Origin of the sequence: Synechococcus sp. H60.3 (assembly GCF_047462295.1) — a bacterium.
GTDB lineage: Bacteria > Cyanobacteriota > Cyanobacteriia > Thermostichales > Thermostichaceae > Thermostichus.
Genome location: NZ_JANSIY010000050.1, coordinates 1 through 18,091 on the forward strand (window position 1 = coordinate 1; position 18,091 = coordinate 18,091).

Sequence of the window (18,091 nt, forward strand, 5' to 3'; positions counted from 1 at the left end):
GCAGCCTGATAACAACCTATCTAACCTCGTTTCTTTTCTCAAGTCAGCATCAAGTCGCATACTAAGGCAACAGTTTGGAGAGCTAAGGCGTACTGGGGAAAAGCAAAGCTCTGGCACGATTCTAAATCCTGTGGTGGTGCACCCCTAGAAACAGTGAAACAGTACATCCAGAGTCAAGAGGGTTAGACAACCAGGTTAACCAGCTTCTTCGGCACCACGACGACCTTCTTCGGAGTCACCCCTTGCAGATACCTTTGGGCCGCCTCCGACTGCAAAGCCAGCCGCTCCTGTTCCTGGGGCGTGACATCGGCAGGGGCTTCAAAGGAGCCGCGCAGCTTGCCGTTGACCTGCACCACAATGGTTACCGTGTCGGCCACCAGCGCCGCCGGGTCGTAGCTGGGCCATGACTGGCGATGCACCGAGTCTGTACCGCCCACTGCCTGCCAAAGCTCCTCAGCTATGTGGGGGGCAAAGGGAGCCAAGAGCAGGATCAGGGTGCGGATCCCTTCTGCATAGACTGGCGAGTCTGGGATCCCCGCCTCGGCCAGGGCATTGCTCAGCTTCATCAGCTCGGCAATGGCCGTGTTGAACTGGTACTCCTCCAGATCCTCACTGACTTCCTTGATGGCCGTGTGGACGGCGCGGCGCAGATCCCTTTCCGCTTTGGTCAGGGATCCCGCCTCAACCTTGGCCTGCAGCAGCTCGGCGGCTTTGCCTTGCAAGGACTCCGTCCCGCTAGCGCGAACGACAAAGTCGTACACCTGCCGCCAGACGCGGTTGAGAAAGCGAAACTGCCCTTCCACGTCGGCATCGTCCCATTCCAGGTCCTTTTCCGGCGGCGCCTTGAAGAGGATAAACATGCGGGCTGTGTCGGCTCCGTAGTGGGCCAGCACCTCCTCTGGATCCACGCCGTTGCCCTTGGATTTGGACATGGTGGCGTAGATAACTTCCAGAGGCTCGCCGGTCTCTGGATCCCGCGGGTCGTTGGGATCCTTGACCAGAGCCGCTGGGATCCAGCGATCCTTGCCGGACTTGTTGGGGTTGTAGTAGGTGCGCCCCTGCACCATTCCCTGCGTCAGGAGGCGGGAGAAGGGCTCGTCAAAATTCAACAGCCCCAGATCCCGTAGCACCTTGGTGAAAAAGCGGGAGTAAAGCAGGTGCAAAATGGCGTGCTCGATGCCGCCCACGTATTGATCCACCGGTAGCCAGGCGTTGACCAAATCCTTGCGGAAGATCTCGCGGTCGTTGCGGGGATCACTAAAGCGCAGGAAATACCAGGAGGAGCAGATGAAGGTGTCCATGGTGTCGGTCTCGCGGCGGGCCTCGGCGCCGCAGGTGGGGCACTTCACCTTCACCCAGTCCTCCCGCTGGGCCAAGGGAGACCCCCCTCGCCCCGTCAGCTCCACATCCTCCGGCAACAGCACCGGCAGATCCTCCTCTGGGACCGGCACAATGCCACAGTGGGGGCAGTGGATCACGGGGATGGGGCAACCCCAGTAGCGCTGACGTGAGATGAGCCAGTCGCGCAGGCGGTAGTTCACCTGCCGTTCCCCCAAGCCCTGACTCTCTAACCAGGCGATGGCTCTTTCTACGCTCTGCCCTGGGCCTTTGCCCACCGGGATCCCGTTCAAGGGGCCGGAGTTCATCAACACCCCCTCCCCTGTCCAGGCCGCCTGCAGATCTTCGGCACTTTCCACCTCACCCTGGGGCGGTTGCACCACCAGCTTGATGGGTAGGCCAAACTTGCGGGCAAACTCAAAGTCCCGCTGGTCGTGGGCAGGCACGGCCATGATGGCCCCCGTACCATAGCCCATCAACACGTAGTCGGCAATCCAGATGGGAATCCGCTCTTGGTTAACGGGGTTGATGGCGTAGGATCCTGTCCAGACGCCCGTTTTTTCCCGATCTTCAGCACTGCGCTCCATCTCGCTGCGGGCAGCAGCCTCGGCCTGGTAGGCCTTGACGGCAGCCTGTTGCTCAGGGGTGGTGAGCTTCTCCACCAAAGGATGCTCCGGCGCCAGCACCATGAAGGTGGCTCCCCAGAGGGTGTCAGGCCGGGTGGTAAACACCGGCAGCTCCTCCCCTGTTTCGGTTTTGAAGACAACCCTAGCCCCCACCGACTGGCCAATCCAGTTCTCCTGCATGGTGCGCACCCGCTCTGGCCAGCCGGAGAGCTGTTCCAAGTCGGCCAGCAGTTGGTCGGCGTAGGCCGTGATCTTGAGAAACCACTGCTTGAGGAGGCGCTTTTCCACCAGAGCCCCCGATCTCCAGGAGCGCCCCTCGGCGTCCACTTGCTCGTTGGCCAAGACGGTCTGATCCACGGGATCCCAGTTCACCGGTGCTTCCTTCTGGTAGGCCAGGCCCGCTTTGAAAAACTGCAGAAACAGCCACTGCGTCCACTTGTAGTAGTCGGGGGCGCAGGTGGTGATCTCCCGCTCCCAGTCGTAGGAAAGCCCCAGCCGCTGCAGTTGATCCCGCATCTGGGCGATGTTCTGGTAGGTCCACTTGGCCGGCGGGATCCCGCGGTCAATGGCCGCGTTCTCTGCCGGCAAGCCAAAGGCATCCCACCCCATGGGGTGCAGCACCGCATACCCCTGCATGCGCTTGTGGCGGGCAATGACATCCGTGATGGTGTAGTTGCGCACATGCCCCATGTGCAGGCTGCCACTGGGGTAGGGAAACATCGACAGGGCGTAGAACTTGCGGCTTTCCGCCGTCAGCTCTGGGGTGCGATCCAACCCGATTTCACGCCAGTGGGCCTGCCACTTGCTTTCGATGGCCAGAGGATTGTAGCGCGCGTCCACAGTCTAGGGCTCCTGGGGAGAACAGCTCTCGGCTTCAGGTGGGCTAAGATACCAGCATTTTGGCATGTTTTGCGGATCCCCAGCGCCGACGGGATCCCTCCTAAGCGGCAGCACCGGAGACCAGTGAACCCAAAGGGATCCCCTCAGTAGGTTTCCTCGTGCCACCTGTTGGCCTTCTTCAGCTCCTTCTGGAACTTGCTCCAGTCTTGACCGGCTTGCTCGGCAAGGGGGGCCATGACGCTGTTGATGCCGTCCTCCATTCCCTTGAGGCCACAGATGTACGTGTAGGTGTTGGGCTGCTGCAGCATCTCCCATAGTTCGGGGCCGTACTCGGCCATGCGGTTTTGCACGTACATCTTTTTGCCGTCGGGGGTTTGCTGTTCGCGGCTGATGGCGTAATCGACGCGGAAGCGATCCCCATACTGGGCTTTCCAAGCTTCTAGATCCCCGTGGTAGAGCAGGGTGGACGTGGTGGGCACCCCAAAAAACAGCCAGATCTTGCCCTGGTAGTTGGGATCCTCTTCAAACAGGTGCTTGATGAAGGCGCGAAAAGGGGCGATGCCAGTGCCGGTGGCAATCAAAATCAGGTTGGCGTTCTCATCTTCCGGCAGCAAAAAGGTTTTCCCTGAGGGCCCGGTGATCATCACCTCATCGCCGGGTTTGAGATCGGTGAGGAAGCCGGAGCAGACCCCTACCCCCGGCTGGCCCGTCTCCTTATCCACGTATTCGGCCCGTTTCACACTCAGAGAAACGGTGCGCCCCTCGCCGTCGTCGCCATAGCGAGTGGAGGCAATGGAGTAGAGGCGGGGCTTGTGGGGCTTGCCCTTGTCATCTACGCCAGGAGGAATAATACCAACGCTTTGGCCCTCCAGGTAGCGGTAGTTGGGATCCGGTAGGCTGAGCACAATGTGCTTGGTCAGGCCAGGTGCCCCTTCCCCCACAAGGGAGTAGGTCTCTACACACTGGCCGATCAGGGGCGCGTTGGGACGGTACAGATTGACAACAACTTCTCGCTTTTCTGCGCTGGCAACCATAACGGCGAACTGCTCCTGGCAATGGGAGAAAACTCTCTAGCAAACACCTTAGCAGCCCCCCTGCCCGAACGGAACTTGCCGGAGGGGAATACCCCAGGCCGATCCTGAGAAAGCCAGGCCGGGAAACTTCTCTTCTCCTCAGTCGTCGCCGGGAGACAGACAATCTTTGTTAAATTGTTCCTTGACGGTGCCCGCCTCTCTGGCCTAAAGCTCGGTTGTGGGGGAGCGTCTTGTGGTAATATGCAAGACCATAAAGAACAGTAACTTTTTTAGAGGCTTCCTCTCAGTTTTGCCCTGCCCATCCCCAAGGAGTTCCCATGGCAAGCAGTCCTGAACGTATTGTAATGATCGGTGTTGCCGGAGATTCTGGCTGTGGCAAGTCCACGTTCTTGCGGCGGTTGGGGGACTTGTTTGGCCGGGATCTCATTACCACCATTTGTCTGGACGACTACCACTCCTTGGATCGCTACCAGCGCAAAGAGAAGGGCATCACGGCGCTGGATCCCCGCGCCAACAACTTCGACCTCATGTACGAGCAGGCTAAGGCGCTCAAAAATGGCCAGAGCGTGATGAAGCCCATCTACAACCACGAGACGGGGCTCATTGACCCACCGGAGCGGGTGGATCCCAGCCCCATCATCGTCTTGGAGGGCCTTCACCCCATGTACGACGAGCGGGTGCGGGAGCTGCTGGACTTCAAGGTCTATCTGGATCTGGCGCCGGAGATCAAGATTGCCTGGAAGGTGAAGCGGGACATGGCGGAGCGGGGCCACACCTATGAAGATGTGTTGCGCTCCATCGAGGCCCGCCGCCCCGATTTTGAAGCCTACGTCGATGTGCAGAAGCGCTATGCCGATGTGGTCATCGAGGTGCTGCCCACCAAGCTGCTGCCAGAGGTGGATCCGGAGCACAAAGTGCTGCGGGTGCGCATGATCCAGCGGGAGGGGGTGAAGTATTTTGACCATGTCTATCTCTTCGACGAAGGCTCCACCATTGACTGGATCCCTTGTGGCAAAAAGCTGACCTGCTCCTACCCAGGCATCCGCCTGCACTACGGCCCCTCCACCTACTTCGATCAGCCGGTTTCGGTGTTGGAAATTGACGGCACCTTCGACAAGCTGGAGGAGGTCATCTACATCGAGAACCACCTAAGCAATCTGTCGACCCGCTACTACGGCGAGCTGACGGAATTGCTGCGCAAGCACCCGGAATATCCCGGATCCCGCAATGGCTCTGGACTCATCCAGGTCATCGTGGGCCTGAAGCTGCGGGCCCTCTACGAGAAAATCCAGGCGGAAGCCAAAAAGCTGGCGGTTGCTTCCTAGGGTTTGGCCTCTGGGTGAAGGGGATCCCTCTGCTCGGCTAGGGCAGTTGGGCAAGCAGCAACAGAGGGCGATCCATGCAAGGGTTCCAGTTGGAAATCTGGCCGGAGGGGACAGCCTTTTTCCGACGGGCGGTCGAGATCTGGCAAGAGCAGGCCGCGGCGGCTATCCGTCAACGGGGTCGCTTTACGGTGGCTCTGGCAGGGGGAAACACGCCACGGAAGTTGTATGCCGCTTTAACCCAGACGCCAGGGATCCCTTGGCAGCAAACCTGGCTGTTCTGGGGAGACGAGCGCTACGTTCCCCCGGATCACCCTGAGAGCAATTACGGCATGGTACGGCGGATCCTGCTGGAGACGGTCGGGGTTCCCGCCTCTCAGGTCTTTCCCATGCCCACCCAAGCAGGGGATCCCTTGCGAGATGCGGCGGAGTACGAGGCGACCCTGCAGCAGATTTTCGGCACCGAATGTCCTGCCTTCGACCTGATCTGGCTGGGAGTGGGAGAAGACGGCCACACGGCCTCCTTGTTTCCCGGTACAGCCGCTCTGCAGGTGCAACACCGCTGGGTGACGGTGGGCCAAAAAGGGGAGGAGCCGCGCCTAACTCTCACCTATCCTGTTCTCAACCAGGCCAGGCAGGTGGTGGTTTTGGTAACAGGGGCCAGCAAGGCTGCAATTGTTAAGGAAGCCCTGACAACAGAGGCCCACCTGCCCTGCCAGCGCCTCAACCCCCAAGGACGGCTGCTATGGCTGCTGGATACAGCGGCGGCGGCTGAACTGCCCTTGCCCGCGGTGACCCTGCTCGGCTAGGCTGCCCAGGTCAAGGTTGCCGGCTAAGGATGGCCATTTGACCCAGATCACCGCTGCCTCCCCCTTGTTTCGCATTTCATTGGGGCAGTTGGGTTAGAGCGCTGCCCCATGTCCATCCGCCTCATTGTCGAATCGGTTCTCCAGAGCACCTACCTCAGCCGCCAGCAAGAATCCCAAATCTGCCACCTCCTCCAGGAGCGGCTCTACGACGAATTGGATCTGGAGGCAATTGACCGACTAATCCTCGCTTTGCTGGAAGGGCAAGTCCAGCTTGAGTGAGAGGAAAGCTGCGCCACCTCGCCAAAAATCCTCAGGCCAAGGCTTAGCCCAGCCTCCTGTAGCAGTTTGGTCGCTTGAGCAGCGAGTTCCAGCAGGAGAGCCTTCCAGAGGGCACCCTCAGATGTCTTGGCCCTAGGCGACGCCCCGGCCAACCGCCGACCTGCAGCTAGCTCTCTACAAGGAGAAGAGCTTGCCCATTGACGCTCCCACTGATCAAAGTCGGGGGATCCTAGAAATCTCCGTGCCGCTGACCCGACACCCAGGCCACAAGCAAGCCCCCAAGCATTGTCAATGCGCCCCTACACACTTGCCCGAGGCAAAGACCTACCTACTTTTTTGACTGCCGTTTGATTTTTTCGCCAATTTCGGCTAACTGTAGCACAAACGAGCGACTGAGACTTGAGACACAACCTGTTGACCGTCCTGGGGCAAGCCTGTGCAAGTTCAAATTCACCATCTCATCGAATATCGCTACAGCCGTCCAGTGCAACTGGAGCCCCACACTGTGCGGTTGCGGCCCCGTTGCAACGGGATCCAAACCCTCTTGGCCTTTGAGCTGCGGGTGGATCCGCCGCCGGCAGGCCAATCGGAGCTGGTGGATCTGGATGGCAACGCGGCAGTTCAGCTCTGGTTTGGGGATCCCACCGAACATCTGCGCATCCAAACCCAGTCCACCGTGGTCACCCTGCGGCGCAACCCCTTTGACTATCTACTCTTCGATTGGGCCACCCACCTTCCCATCAACTATCCCAGCACGCTGGCGGCCCAACTGCAGCCCTATCTGGCAACCCCGGCAGATGCCGGCATCCAAAGCCTCGCCTGGGAGCTCTGGGATCAGGTGCAGGGGGAGACGACGGCCTTTTTGCCGGCGCTCAACCAACGCATCTACTCCGAGTGCCGCCACATCTTGCGGGAGAAGGGGGATCCTTGGCCCGCCGGCTTGACGTGGCAGCGCAAAACCGGCTCCTGCCGTGACCTGACGCTGGTGTTTATGGAGGGCTGTCGGGCAGTAGGTCTGGCGGCACGATTTGTCAGCGGCTACCAGGTCAGCCCGCCGTTGCAAGAGAACCCCGAACTCCAGGGCACAGCCAGCAAAGAGCCAGCAGAGCGCCACCTACACGCCTGGGCAGAGGTGTATCTGCCGGGGGCTGGTTGGCGGGGGTTCGATCCCACCCAAGGGCTGGCCGTGGCCGATGGCCACGTGGCTTTGGCGGCCAGTGCCTACCCCCGAGGTGCCGCTCCTATCTACGGCCATTGGCTGGGCAGGGGTGTTCACAGCCACATGAGCTACACTATCCAAATCCAGGCAGGATCTTCTCCTCAAGCCCAGCTCAACTGAGCTCCATCCTGCGTGGGATCCCTTGATAGATCTGCTGTTGCATCTCCTACTTTAGATATCTTGCTTTAGATATCTTGTAGTGAAGTCCCTTTTCCAAACCATGGAAGAGCTCAACACCCTGATCCAGGATTTACAAGCTGCCTTTGGCGACAGCAGCACGCCGGTGCTCTCGTTATACGCCGACATCAACCCTGCCCGTCCCGAAAATGCCCGCCTTGCCTGGGTAGGACGCATCAAGAACGCTATCAAAGAGCTGCCGGAGTTCCGGGAGGGCAAGCGGGATCCTTCTCTCTACGAGCAAATCCTTGCCCTGCTGGAACAGGAGCGCCCTTCCGCCCGCACCTTAGTTCTTTTTGCCAGCTGCAACGCTGATGGCAAGCTAGTGCTGCGTCGAATTGACCTGCAGGTGGAGCTGCCGGTAGTGGATCTGGCCCACGGGCGGGTAGAAGCCCGCTGGGGTGAGCCGTACTTGACCCCTTTGATTTTCGCCTTCGATGAATATGAGCGGGCCGGGGTGTTGCACCTGTCCGGAGCCAGGTGGCACTTCTACGAGCTCTTTCTGGGAGAACTGCGGGAGGATACCGAAATCTTTGCCAACATCGGCGCCGACGAGTGGCAGGAACTCCAGGATCTGGCCGGCCGCATCGAAAATGCCGTTGCCGAGCGTCGGGCCCGCAGCGGCGGCACCTTTGACAAACTCTCCCCCAAGGAGCGGGAGGCGGCCAAGGTCAGCCTCTGGATGCACAAGCTCTACCAGCGCCTGGCCCAGGCCCTCGACAAAGCGGTGGATCGGCTGGGCATTGAGCGGCTGGTGCTCATGGGGGAAGCCTGGCAGGTATCTCACTTTGAGGGCTACCTCAACCGCGGCTTGCGCAACCGCGTCGTCGCCCGGGTGGGGCACCCCGCCAACCTCCACGCACCGACGCCGCAAGACATCCTCGACCGAGTGGTGCCCGTCCTGGAGGCCGCCGAGCGCCAAGGGGAACTGGCCTTGTTAGAGCGGATTCGGGAGCAGCCCGGCGCTTGGGGCTTGGACGCGGTGCTGGACGCCCTCCAACTGGGTCGAGTGGAAATTCTGGTCTTGCCCTGGAGGCTAGAGGCCACCATCTGGCGCTGTCCAGACGGCTCGGTGGGAGGAACCCCAGAGATGGCCCAGCTCCTCTGCCCAGAGCCCCAACCGGTGGCGCTGCGGGATCAGGTCTGGGTGCTGGCCCGCGATTTCGGCGCTAAGCTGGAGTTTGTCCGTGGCGAGGCCGAAGTTCGCCTCCTCGAGGAGTTCCAGGGAGCGGCAGCGCTGCTGCGCTGGTAAACTCGGCCGCCCAAACCGGGTTGAGCAGCTCTCTGGCTGGATCCCAAAGCCGCAGTGTAGGCTAACATAGCCTAGCCCACCTCTGAAAAGTTTTCTGAGGGATCCCGTTGACCCAGTCTATTGATCTTCCCACCAGCGTTGATACGTTTTTGCAGGAGCTGGCTGCGATTCAGCAAGTTGGGCCAAAGCGGATAGCCATCCTGGGCAGTCGCCATGTGCCCATCACCCACCAGTACCTCATCGAGACCCTCAGCTACGCTTTGGCCCTCACTGGCAACCGCATTCTCACTTCCGGGGCCATTGGCACCAACCTGGCTGTGATTCGCGGGGCGATGCGGGCAGATATGAAATCCTTGACGGTGATCTTGCCGCAAAGTTTGGAGCGACAGCCGGCAGAGTCGCGGGCCAGCCTGGAGCAGGTGCTGCATCTGGTGGAGCACCCCGAAAATGACCATCTTCCCCTGGCGGAGGCTAGCCGCCTGTGCAACCTAGAGATCATCAGCAAGTGCCAGCAGTTGATCTGTTTTGCCTTTCACGACAGCGTCACGCTTTTGGAGGCCTGCAGGCACGCCGAGGAGCAACACAAGTTGGTTACACTCTTCTATTTCGACTGACTGGACTGCAGCTCACTGCTCTCAACCTTTTGCCCCGGGGGTAGCAGCAGTGTAGAAAGCCCCGATAGCTCAATATAGACTGCAGCGCACTCCCGACGTTTGGCGAATGGAATAGGATAAGGCTTTGTCTTGAGGCAAATCGTTGGGCAGCCATGATGGGATCCCCGGCATGGAACCCGGAAATTTCTGCAGTCTCACCTACCTCATCCTCTAACCCGCGGGGATCCGAAAGGGGTGTCTATTTTCGATTCGATGCCCAAGGGATCCATCTGCATTTGCCCGCCACCCTGGCTTGGGAAGAAGTCTGGGACGATTTGGTGTGGCAATTGCGCAGCCGCAAACCCTACTGGGCAGGAGTGGCCCCCCTGACCCTGTGGTGCCAAGAGCGAGAGCTGGACTTGCCCACCCTACAAACTCTGGCCGTCTTGTTGTCGCAGCATCGGCTGTCCTTGTGGCGCGTCCAAACCGGATCCCGAGGGACGGCGATCGCGGCGGCGACCCTAGGCTATTCGGTGGAACAATCTTCCCCCTTAGAGGTGATTTCCCCTGTCCCCCCGGATACCACCCCCCTCTACCTGCGATCCACAGTGCGGTCGGGAATGTCCGTGCGCCACCGTGGCTCGGTCTTTCTGCTGGGGGATCTCAACCCCGGCGGCGAGATCATTGCCGGCGGTGACATCTGGGTCTGGGGACGTCTGCGCGGCCTAGTGCATGCCGGTGCAGAGGGGGATAGAGGCGCTGTGATCTTAGCTTTGCACTTAGAGCCCACTCAGTTGCGCATTGCCGATCAGGTGGCCCGCCCGCCGGAAGGAGGATCCCCTCCCAACACCCCGGAGGTGGTTTACTTGCAGGAGGGTGTCATCTGCATTGCCAGCCTTCAGGATTTTCTGCGGAGAGGAGTATGAGCCGAGTTATCGTCGTAACCTCTGGGAAGGGGGGAGTGGGGAAAACCACTCTAACGGCCAACCTGGGCACTGCCTTGGCGCGCTTGGGTCGCTCGGTGGTGGTGGTGGATGCCGACTTTGGCCTGCGTAACCTGGATCTGCTGCTGGGGTTGGAAAATCGGGTGGTGTACACGGCTCTAGAGGTAATTGCGGGGGAATGTCGCCTTGAACAAGCGTTGGTGAAGGACAAACGCACCCCCAATCTCTCACTGTTGCCGGCAACCCAAACCCGCAACAAAACGGCGGTCAACCCGGATCAGATGCGGCAGTTGATGGAGAAGCTCGCCAGCAGCCATGACTACGTGTTGATCGACTGCCCGGCGGGGATTGAACAAGGGTTTCGCAATGCCGTTGCCGGAGCGACGGAAGCGCTGTTGGTCACCACACCGGAAGTGTCGGCGGTGCGGGACGCGGATCGGGTGGTGGGCTTGTTGGAGGCAGCAGGGATCTCCTCGACCCAGCTTGTTGTCAACCGCCTGCGCTCGGATATGGTGGCTGCCGGCCAGATGATGTCGGTGGAAGATGTGGTGGAGGTGCTGGCCATCCCCTTGGTGGGTATCATTCCAGAAGACCGGGAGGTGATCGTCTCCACCAACAAAGGGGAACCTCTAGTCCTCTCGGCCAACCCGACTCTGGCCGCTCAGGCCATCCAGCGCATTGCTCGACGACTAGAAGGAGAAACGGTGGAATTTCCCAAGTTGGCTAGCTTGGGCGAGTCTTTCTGGGAAAAGGCCAAGCGGTTTTTAAACCAAAAGGTGTTTTAGATGGCTCCTTTGCCTGACTTGGATTGGTATAGCCGCCTTCCCCCCTCCACATTCGCGTTCACAACTAAGTCAAGCCACCCCTGAAGCTCATGCTCCTCGATTTTTTGGATCAGCTTTTTTCCCGCCACTCTGGCAGCAGCCGCGAGCAAGCCAAGCAGCGCCTGAAACTGATCTTGGCCCACGACCGCGCCGACCTCACCCCGGCAGCCTTGGAAGCGATGCGCCTGGAGATCTTAGAGGTGGTATCTCGCTATGTGGAGCTGGATGCGGAGGGGATGCAGTTTCACTTGGCGGCAGAAGGGGGGACGACGGCTCTGATCGCCAACCTCCCCATTCGTCGCGTTAAGCCCCTGGCGGAGGCCGGCCTTTATTCCTGTGAAGGGGAGAACCCACAACAGGATCCCGGAGCTGCCCCATCCGAGGGAGGCCATTTGAGCTCGCCTTCCCTCTGAGCTACCCTAGACTCAGGAAGCAGTAATTCAAGGTGTTGCATAGAGTGTTACACTCGCCTGGGCTGCGTCCGTTCGCCAAGATGCTCTCTCTTGACTCCCACCTATGTCTGTCCCGGCCCGGAGTGCCTTGCAGTTGTTTACAGCCTGTTCATGTCAACTGTCTGTGACCCCAATGCTGACCAAGACAAAGCCGCCGGGACGGAGTTCGCGCTAAGGGAGGTTGAGCCTCGGCATGGAAAACTCCTTTGAGCTGACGATCCTGTTTACGCTGGCCTTGGTGGCCGGGATCGCGGCTCAAGTCCTAGCCAATTTTGTCAAAGTGCCCAGCATTGTTTTCCTGCTGCTGTTTGGGGTGTTGCTGGGGCCAGATGGCTTGGGCTGGGTTCGCCCTCAGATCATGGGATCCGGTCTGGAGGCGCTGGTGTCGCTGGCAGTGGCCCTGATCCTATTTGAGGGGGGGCTGAACCTGCGGCTGCAACGCCTCAACCAAGTCTCCGATAGCTTGCGCAATTTGGTGTTGCTGGGATCCCTGCTGACCTTGGGAGGAGGGGCACTGGCGGCCCACTATTTGGGGGAGTTTCCCTGGCCCCTGGCCTTTTTGTTCGGATCCCTGGTGGTGGTGACGGGGCCGACGGTGATTAACCCTATCCTGAAGCGGGTACGGGTCGATTCCGCCGTCAGCACTCTGCTGGAAGGGGAAGGGGTGCTCATCGATCCGCTGGGGGCCATCTTGGCGGTGGTGGTGCTGCAGGTGGTGCTTTCTGGCCACCCCAGCTTCCTCATGGCCTTGGAGCAGTTGTCCAGCCGCTTGGCCATTGGGTCGGCGGTGGGGGCGCTGGGGGGCTGGCTGATGGGATCCTTTTTGCTCTGGTCGCGGCAATTTTTGACGGAGGAGTTGCGCAACTCGGTGGTGCTGGCGGGGGCGCTGGGGGTGTTTACCCTGGCCCAGTCGCTGCGCTCAGAAGCGGGGCTGATGGCGGTGGTGATGGCGGGCCTGGTGGTGCGGCAGAAGGCGGCCATTGCCGAGCGGAGCGTGCGCCAATTCCATGGCCAGTTGGTGGTGATGGCCATCTCAGTGTTGTTTATCTTGCTCACGTCCACCCTCTCTCTAAAGGCGGTATTTGCTTTGGGCTGGGGAGCGCTGGCCACGGTGCTCTGCCTGATGCTGGTGGTTCGCCCCCTGAGTGTGTGGCTGTGTACCTGGGGCAGTGACCTCAACTGGCGGCAAAAGTTGTTTGTGGCCTGGCTGGCTCCCCGCGGTATTGTGGCGGCATCGGTGGCCTCTCTGTTTGCCATTTTGCTCACCGAGCGAGGCATTACTGGGGGGGATGCCCTCAAGGCGCTGGTGTTTTTGACCATCTCGGTCACGGTGACGGTGCAGGGGCTGACCGCCGCCTGGGTGGCCCGTTGGCTGGGCTTGGATCAGGGCAGTTCTACGGTGATCGTCGGCAACCATCCCCTCGTCAGCCAGTTGGCCCAGTTGATGAGCTCCCTCAACCAGGCGGTGGAGGTGCTGCCGCTGCCGTCGGGATCCCGTCTGCGCGAGCCTGCTGGCCTAGCCCAGCTCAACGGCCACAAGGTCGCCTATGCCCTGGGGGATCCCTCTGGGAGTAATGGAGCCGGTGGAGCTGAAGAGGAAGTTGGCCGGCTGCTGCCGGGATCCCTGCAGGAAGTGGTGCTCAGCGAGTCGGCCCTGTTGAAGGCCGATATTGACCACGCGGAGACGCTGCTGATCCTAACGCTGGATCCGCAGATGAACTGGGCGATTGCCGAGCTGATGGTGAAACTCTCGGTTTCTGCTGCCATCTGGACGGTGTTGCTGCCGGAGATGCCCATCTCAGAAGGGATCCGCGCCCTGCCAATCCCCTTTTCCCAACTGCAGCGCTGGGCCGGCTACCTAGAAGCTAAGCGAGCGGAGCTGCGCTCGATTACCCTGCCCACCTTGGCGGATCTGGGCTTGAAGCCCCCCCAATCGGCGGTGGCCTCGGCCCAGGAGTCGAGCTGGGCAGCGCGTTCAACGCTGCTCAACCCCTTCTCGGCTCAGATGGGGCTGGAGGATCCCGCTCTGGAGCGGCTGCGGGATCAGTTTGCCTACCGCATTAAGGCGGATCTGTGCCTGCCTTTGCTGCTGGTGCGCCCGCAGCGTCTGGGAGGCTGGTTTGGAGAGAAGGGTAAGTCGTCCCAGGTTGGTCGGCTGTTCTACCTGCCGGAGCCAGGCATCTGGCGACGTGGGGATTGCATTTACTACCTAGAGCGGCTTGCCAGCCCTGTAGAGGCCGGTGCTCCCTCTGCCAGAGAGTCGGATCCCTCAGAATGGGATCTGCCCTCAGCGGAGTTACTGCCTCAGTATGTTGAGGGCATTAAGCTCCACTTTGATCTCTAGGAAGGTCGGGGCAGCCAGCGGCCACTGGGGATGAGGGGGCACCCCTGCACCTGCTCAGGCCGGCCCAGGTAAACCCAGGCCGAAGTGCCACTCTCCAGTTGCACCCACTGCCGTCTGTACAGCCGCGGGTGATCCTCCAGCTCGTCTAGGCGGGGCAACAGGCTCAGGGGAATGCGGTAGCGCTCGCCGTAGAGCCGGTTGCGGCCAGGAACGGCCATCGGGTAGGGGCCGAGATCGTAGAGATCGATGTGGTTGAGGCTGTCGGTTCCCAAAAACTCTGCTCCTTGCAGCAGACTGTGGTACTGGCCGCCCCGCAGCAGGGATCCGTAGACAAAAACCACGGTCGTTGGTTCCATCGTGCTCTGGGACAGGGAGAATTAGGGGGATTGGGCCAATTTTTGGCCAAGGCGGGGCTCTGAGCCGGCCAGCAGGCGCTCGATGTTGCGTCGATGGGCAGCAATGACATAAACCCCCCCTACCAGGGCAAACAACCCATAGGGCAGAGGCTGACCCAGAGCCCACATTAGCAGCGGCGCCGCCACCGCCGCCAGCAGCGAGCTGAAGGAGACAATGCGGGTAAGGGCGATCCCCAGCAGCCAGACGCCAAAGGTAGCCAGGGCCACCGGCCAAGCCATGGCCAAGAGGATCCCCAGGCTGGTGGCCACTGACTTGCCCCCCCTAAAGCCCAGCCAGCAGGAGCGGCTGTGGCCAACCACTGCCCCCAGGGCCGCTACGACCACCCACCACGGGGATCCCAAAGCCGATCCCAGCGCCACCGCTGCTGCCCCCTTGGCGGCATCCACCAGCAGCACCAGCAGCGCCGGCCCCTTGCCCAGCGTCCGCAACACGTTGGTTGCCCCCGTCGAGCCGGAGCCCGCTTGGCGGAGGTCGATCCCGCCCCACCAACGTCCCACCCAGTAGCCGGTGGGGATGGATCCCAGCAAGTAGCCTCCAAGGGCCGCGAGGAAAGCCAAAAGCCAGGCAGGCATAGGCAGGTCTTGAACGCTCTTTCTCACTTTGCCACAGGGCTTGGGTTACAACTGCTGTCGAAGCCGGCCAGGTTGACCTCCCAAGCAAGGCGCGGTTGCACAAAGTGCAAAAGCTGGTGACGAATCTGCTCCAATTGCCAGATGGCCTGGCGGGATCCCTGCACCCAGAAATGCTGCTGCAGATAGTCAATCAGCCACAGTTGCGCCGGCAAGTCGAGAGCGGCCACCGCCCTGGCCAGTTCCAGGGCCTGCCGCAGCGAGGGGGGCCAGCGTCTAAGGTCTTGCAGCAGCGACGGCGGGATCCTTTGCAGGTGCTGGTGGGCCTCCAGCGCCCGTCCGGGGCTGCCTTGGGCCAGGGCAATCAGCTCAGAGCGAGGGATCCCGGGCAGCTCCGGGCAGTTCAAACTAACCAACACCCGCTCTACCTCTGCCGGGCTGAGGCGGCGGAAAGGCACCATCTGGCAGCGGGACAACAGCGTCGGCAGCAGGGAGGCCGCCTGGGGGGCGATGAGAACGATGTGGGCCGGCCCGGGCTCCTCCAGGGTTTTCAGGAGGGCATTGGCCGCACTTTCTGCCAGAGTTTCCGCCCCCTCCAGCACCACCAGCGAACGGCGGGCGCGCATTGGCTTACGGGCACAGAAGCGGGCCACTCCCTGCACCTGTTCCAGGCGAATTTGCGGCGGGGAGCGCCGCTGCAGAGTTTGCGCCTCCGGGGCCTCCGCTGCTATCAGGCGGCCCTGGTGGAGATAGGTAGGGCTGACCCAGTGGAGGTCGGGATGGGTGCCCGCTAGCAGCCAACGGCAGTTGGAGCACTGGCCGCAAGGGATCCCCGAGCTGGCCTCGCAGAAGAGGGCCCGGGCAAACCAGCGGGCCATCAGCCCTCGCCCCACCCCCTCTGGCCCCAAGAAACAGTAGCTGGAGGTCACCCGCCCCTTTTCCAGAGCAGCCACCAGCAGCCGCGCCGCCAGCTCCTGCCCGACGATGTGCTGTGGGGGCAGAACCTTTACCCCCTCAACCTGGGGCTGGGGCATTGGCAGAATTGCTTACTCCCTGGCAAAGGTCGGCAAGAGAGCCCTGGAGCCGCTGCTTCCTCAATACGCAAAGCTTCATCTCTGCTCCTGCCGTTAGGCCGTGGGATCCAGTCGCATTAAAACTTGACCAAATTCTACCGGCTGGCCGTTGCTCACCAAAATCTCCTTCACCACGCCTGCGGTTTCAGCTTCTATCTCGTTCATCAGCTTCATGGCTTCGATGATACAGAGAGTTTGGCCCTTGTTCACCCGCTGGCCAACCTGCACAAAATCCATCTCTCCAGGGGCAGGAGCGCTGTAGAAGGTGCCCACCATCGGTGCTGTCACCTCTACCCAGTGGCTGGGGGCAGGCTTAGAAGCGCTCTCAGGAGAGGGAGCTTCTGCAGGGGGAGCAGGGGGGGGTGCTGGCGGCGGGGCAGCGGGCGGAGCGGCGGCAGCAGCAAGGCCAGTCGGGATTCCTTTGCGCAGGGTCAGGCGGAAATCCTTGTACTCCAGGGTTAGCTCGGTAACGTCGCTCTCCTGCAGAGCGGCCAGCAGAAGGCGAACTTCCTGCCAATTGACAACATCCAAGGGAACGTTACTCCTGATGCATCACCTGTCCACAACGGCAGCCCAGCGGCGAAGAAGAAGGAGAGCCATCACTCGCGGCCTATATAGGTGTCGGTGCGAGTATCGACACGCACCCGTTCTCCCACCTTGATAAACAGAGGCACCTGGATCTCAGCGCCGGTCTCCAGCTTGGCGGGCTTGGTTCCTCCCGTGGCCGTATCTCCTTTCACGCCGGGATCGGTTTCCACCACTTCCAAGACAACGGTGTTGGGCAGCTCCACATCGATCACCTGCCCCTTCCAGCGCAGGATGGCCACTTCCATGTTCTCTTTCAGGTATTTCACGGCAGAGCCAATTTGGGCAGCACTGAGGGGAGCCTGTTCGTAGGTCTCCATGTCCATGAACACGAAATTGTCCCCTTCTGCGTAGAGATACTGCATATTCACTTTTTCAATAGTGGCGGCAGGCAGCATTTCGCCGGCGCGGAAGGTTTTCTCCACAACGTTGCCGGTCTGCATATTTTTGAGCTTGGTGCGCACAAAAGCCGAGCCCTTGCCAGGTTTCACGTGCAGAAACTCGATTACCTTGTAGGGAGCGCCGTCAATTTCCACAGAGACGCCGGGGCGCAAATCGTTGCTTGAGATCATGTCAGCACAGCGATCCGTTGCTTAGACTTCCCAATCTTACCCCGGCTACGGGGCACTCCGATTCAGCCCTCTGAGATCAACGGGCGGCTGACGTCCGTAAAGAGGCAACACCGTCTGCCAGGGAGGGCGCAAGCCTGCCTGGAAATCGGCGCGGGCTAGTTCCGCCAACGCCAGCACAGGCGCCGGATCTACCCAGTCGGCGGCATCGACGACGAGAGCCTGCGGCCACTGCCGCAGAACCGTCTGCCAAGCAGCTTCCTCCCAGAGCTGATCCGCTACTTCGGCAACCCAATGTTGTGGGCCCACCCGGTACACGCCACCATACTGCTCCCCCCGCTTGGCGTCCATGTGCACCGCCACCGTCAGGGGCTGAGGCGGGGATCCCTGCTCCTGCCAAGCCTGGCGGGCGAGAACCGCCAAGGTCGAGTAGCCAAACACCGGAATGCGCAACTGCTGGCCCAACAACCGCGCCACACTCACCCCCAAACGGCTGCCGGTAAAACTCCCCGGCCCCAAAGCTACAGCGATCCCCGCCATCTGCGACCAGTCCTGGCTGGCTAAGAACTCCCTCAGGCAAGGGTGCAACTGGGCCGCCATCTCCCGATCCAGCCACCAACTCCGGCTGCGGCTCTCCCCCAGCTTCTCCTCCAGCGGCAACAGGGCCAAGCCCAGAACAGGCGTGGTGGTGTGGATCCCTAAAATCCAGCGGGGAACTGACATGGCCTCTCTCAGGATCAAGCGAGGTAGTTGACAGAACTTAACGGATGTTTTAAGGTTGTGTTGTCAATCTTCGCGCTTCCTCAGGGAAGTTTGCCATCATGA

At 60.9% G+C, this 18,091-nt stretch carries 18 protein-coding genes; 10 read left to right on the top strand and 8 right to left on the bottom strand.

Features of this window, described 5'->3' with window-relative positions:
* Nucleotides 1–182: 182 nt before the first annotated feature.
* On the bottom strand, nt 183–2,804 hold the full coding sequence (gene leuS / locus NW841_RS07040; RefSeq protein ID WP_414385952.1) for a leucine--tRNA ligase: 2,622 nt from the start codon (nt 2,802–2,804) through the stop codon (nt 183–185).
* 143 nt (nt 2,805–2,947) lie between these two features.
* Nucleotides 2,948–3,838, bottom strand: a complete 891-nt coding sequence (locus tag NW841_RS07045; protein ID WP_414378431.1) for a ferredoxin--NADP(+) reductase — start codon at nt 3,836–3,838, stop codon at nt 2,948–2,950.
* Nucleotides 3,839–4,155: 317 nt separating this feature from the next.
* Here NW841_RS07045 and NW841_RS07050 point away from each other — a divergent pair, with 317 nt between their 5' ends.
* From NW841_RS07050 to NW841_RS07095, 10 genes are all read left to right on the top strand, one after another.
* Nucleotides 4,156–5,163 carry a phosphoribulokinase gene (locus NW841_RS07050; protein ID WP_414385953.1) on the top strand — a complete coding sequence of 336 codons (1,008 nt, stop codon included), beginning with the start codon at nt 4,156–4,158 and terminating at the stop codon, nt 5,161–5,163.
* A gap of 74 nt (nt 5,164–5,237) precedes the next feature.
* The gene (pgl, locus tag NW841_RS07055; protein ID WP_414385954.1) at nt 5,238–5,969 is read left to right on the top strand and encodes a 6-phosphogluconolactonase; all 732 of its coding nucleotides are present in this window, start codon (nt 5,238–5,240) and stop codon (nt 5,967–5,969) included.
* A gap of 108 nt (nt 5,970–6,077) precedes the next feature.
* A complete protein-coding gene (locus NW841_RS07060; RefSeq protein ID WP_414365637.1) occupies nt 6,078–6,248 on the top strand; it encodes a hypothetical protein in 171 nt (56 codons plus the stop codon).
* A 436-nt stretch (nt 6,249–6,684) separates the two neighbouring features.
* Entirely contained in the window at nt 6,685–7,587 is a 903-nt protein-coding gene (locus NW841_RS07065) for a transglutaminase family protein (RefSeq protein ID WP_414365636.1), read from the top strand.
* Between the two features lie 100 nt (nt 7,588–7,687).
* Nucleotides 7,688–8,896: a VLRF1 family aeRF1-type release factor gene (locus NW841_RS07070; protein ID WP_414385955.1), complete on the top strand. Its 1,209-nt coding sequence runs from the start codon at nt 7,688–7,690 to the stop codon at nt 8,894–8,896.
* A gap of 107 nt (nt 8,897–9,003) precedes the next feature.
* Nucleotides 9,004–9,510, top strand: coding sequence for a DNA recombination-mediator protein A (locus NW841_RS07075; RefSeq protein ID WP_414365634.1), 507 nt, complete (start codon nt 9,004–9,006; stop codon nt 9,508–9,510).
* A 155-nt stretch (nt 9,511–9,665) separates the two neighbouring features.
* Nucleotides 9,666–10,415 (top strand): septum site-determining protein MinC, encoded by a 750-nt coding sequence (minC, locus tag NW841_RS07080; protein WP_414370620.1) that lies wholly within the window; start codon nt 9,666–9,668, stop codon nt 10,413–10,415.
* Entirely contained in the window at nt 10,412–11,218 is an 807-nt protein-coding gene (gene minD, locus NW841_RS07085; RefSeq protein WP_414365632.1) for a septum site-determining protein MinD, read from the top strand. Before minC ends, minD begins: the two co-directional genes overlap by 4 nt.
* Before the next feature lie 89 nt (nt 11,219–11,307).
* Nucleotides 11,308–11,670, top strand: coding sequence for a cell division topological specificity factor MinE (gene minE, locus NW841_RS07090; protein WP_414370618.1), 363 nt, complete (start codon nt 11,308–11,310; stop codon nt 11,668–11,670).
* Nucleotides 11,671–11,902: 232 nt separating this feature from the next.
* On the top strand, nt 11,903–14,053 hold the full coding sequence (locus NW841_RS07095) for a cation:proton antiporter (protein ID WP_414385956.1): 2,151 nt from the start codon (nt 11,903–11,905) through the stop codon (nt 14,051–14,053).
* On the opposite strand, the gene NW841_RS07100 is transcribed toward NW841_RS07095, so the two are convergent.
* From NW841_RS07100 to tsaB, 6 genes are all read right to left on the bottom strand, one after another.
* A complete protein-coding gene (locus tag NW841_RS07100; RefSeq protein ID WP_414365629.1) occupies nt 14,050–14,409 on the bottom strand; it encodes a gamma-glutamylcyclotransferase in 360 nt (119 codons plus the stop codon). The two genes, NW841_RS07095 and NW841_RS07100, sit on opposite strands and share 4 nt — an antisense overlap.
* A 21-nt stretch (nt 14,410–14,430) precedes the next feature.
* The gene (plsY, locus tag NW841_RS07105) at nt 14,431–15,042 is read right to left on the bottom strand and encodes a glycerol-3-phosphate 1-O-acyltransferase PlsY (protein ID WP_414372816.1); all 612 of its coding nucleotides are present in this window, start codon (nt 15,040–15,042) and stop codon (nt 14,431–14,433) included.
* 23 nt (nt 15,043–15,065) lie between these two features.
* Nucleotides 15,066–16,073, bottom strand: a complete 1,008-nt coding sequence (locus tag NW841_RS07110) for a DNA polymerase III subunit delta' (protein WP_414385957.1) — start codon at nt 16,071–16,073, stop codon at nt 15,066–15,068.
* A gap of 93 nt (nt 16,074–16,166) precedes the next feature.
* Nucleotides 16,167–16,643: an acetyl-CoA carboxylase biotin carboxyl carrier protein gene (gene accB / locus NW841_RS07115; protein ID WP_414385958.1), complete on the bottom strand. Its 477-nt coding sequence runs from the start codon at nt 16,641–16,643 to the stop codon at nt 16,167–16,169.
* Nucleotides 16,644–16,711: 68 nt separating this feature from the next.
* Nucleotides 16,712–17,269, bottom strand: a complete 558-nt coding sequence (gene efp, locus NW841_RS07120) for an elongation factor P (RefSeq protein WP_414365625.1) — start codon at nt 17,267–17,269, stop codon at nt 16,712–16,714.
* Between the two features lie 45 nt (nt 17,270–17,314).
* Entirely contained in the window at nt 17,315–17,989 is a 675-nt protein-coding gene (gene tsaB, locus NW841_RS07125) for a tRNA (adenosine(37)-N6)-threonylcarbamoyltransferase complex dimerization subunit type 1 TsaB (protein WP_414385959.1), read from the bottom strand.
* Between the last annotated feature and the right edge of the window lie 102 nt (nt 17,990–18,091).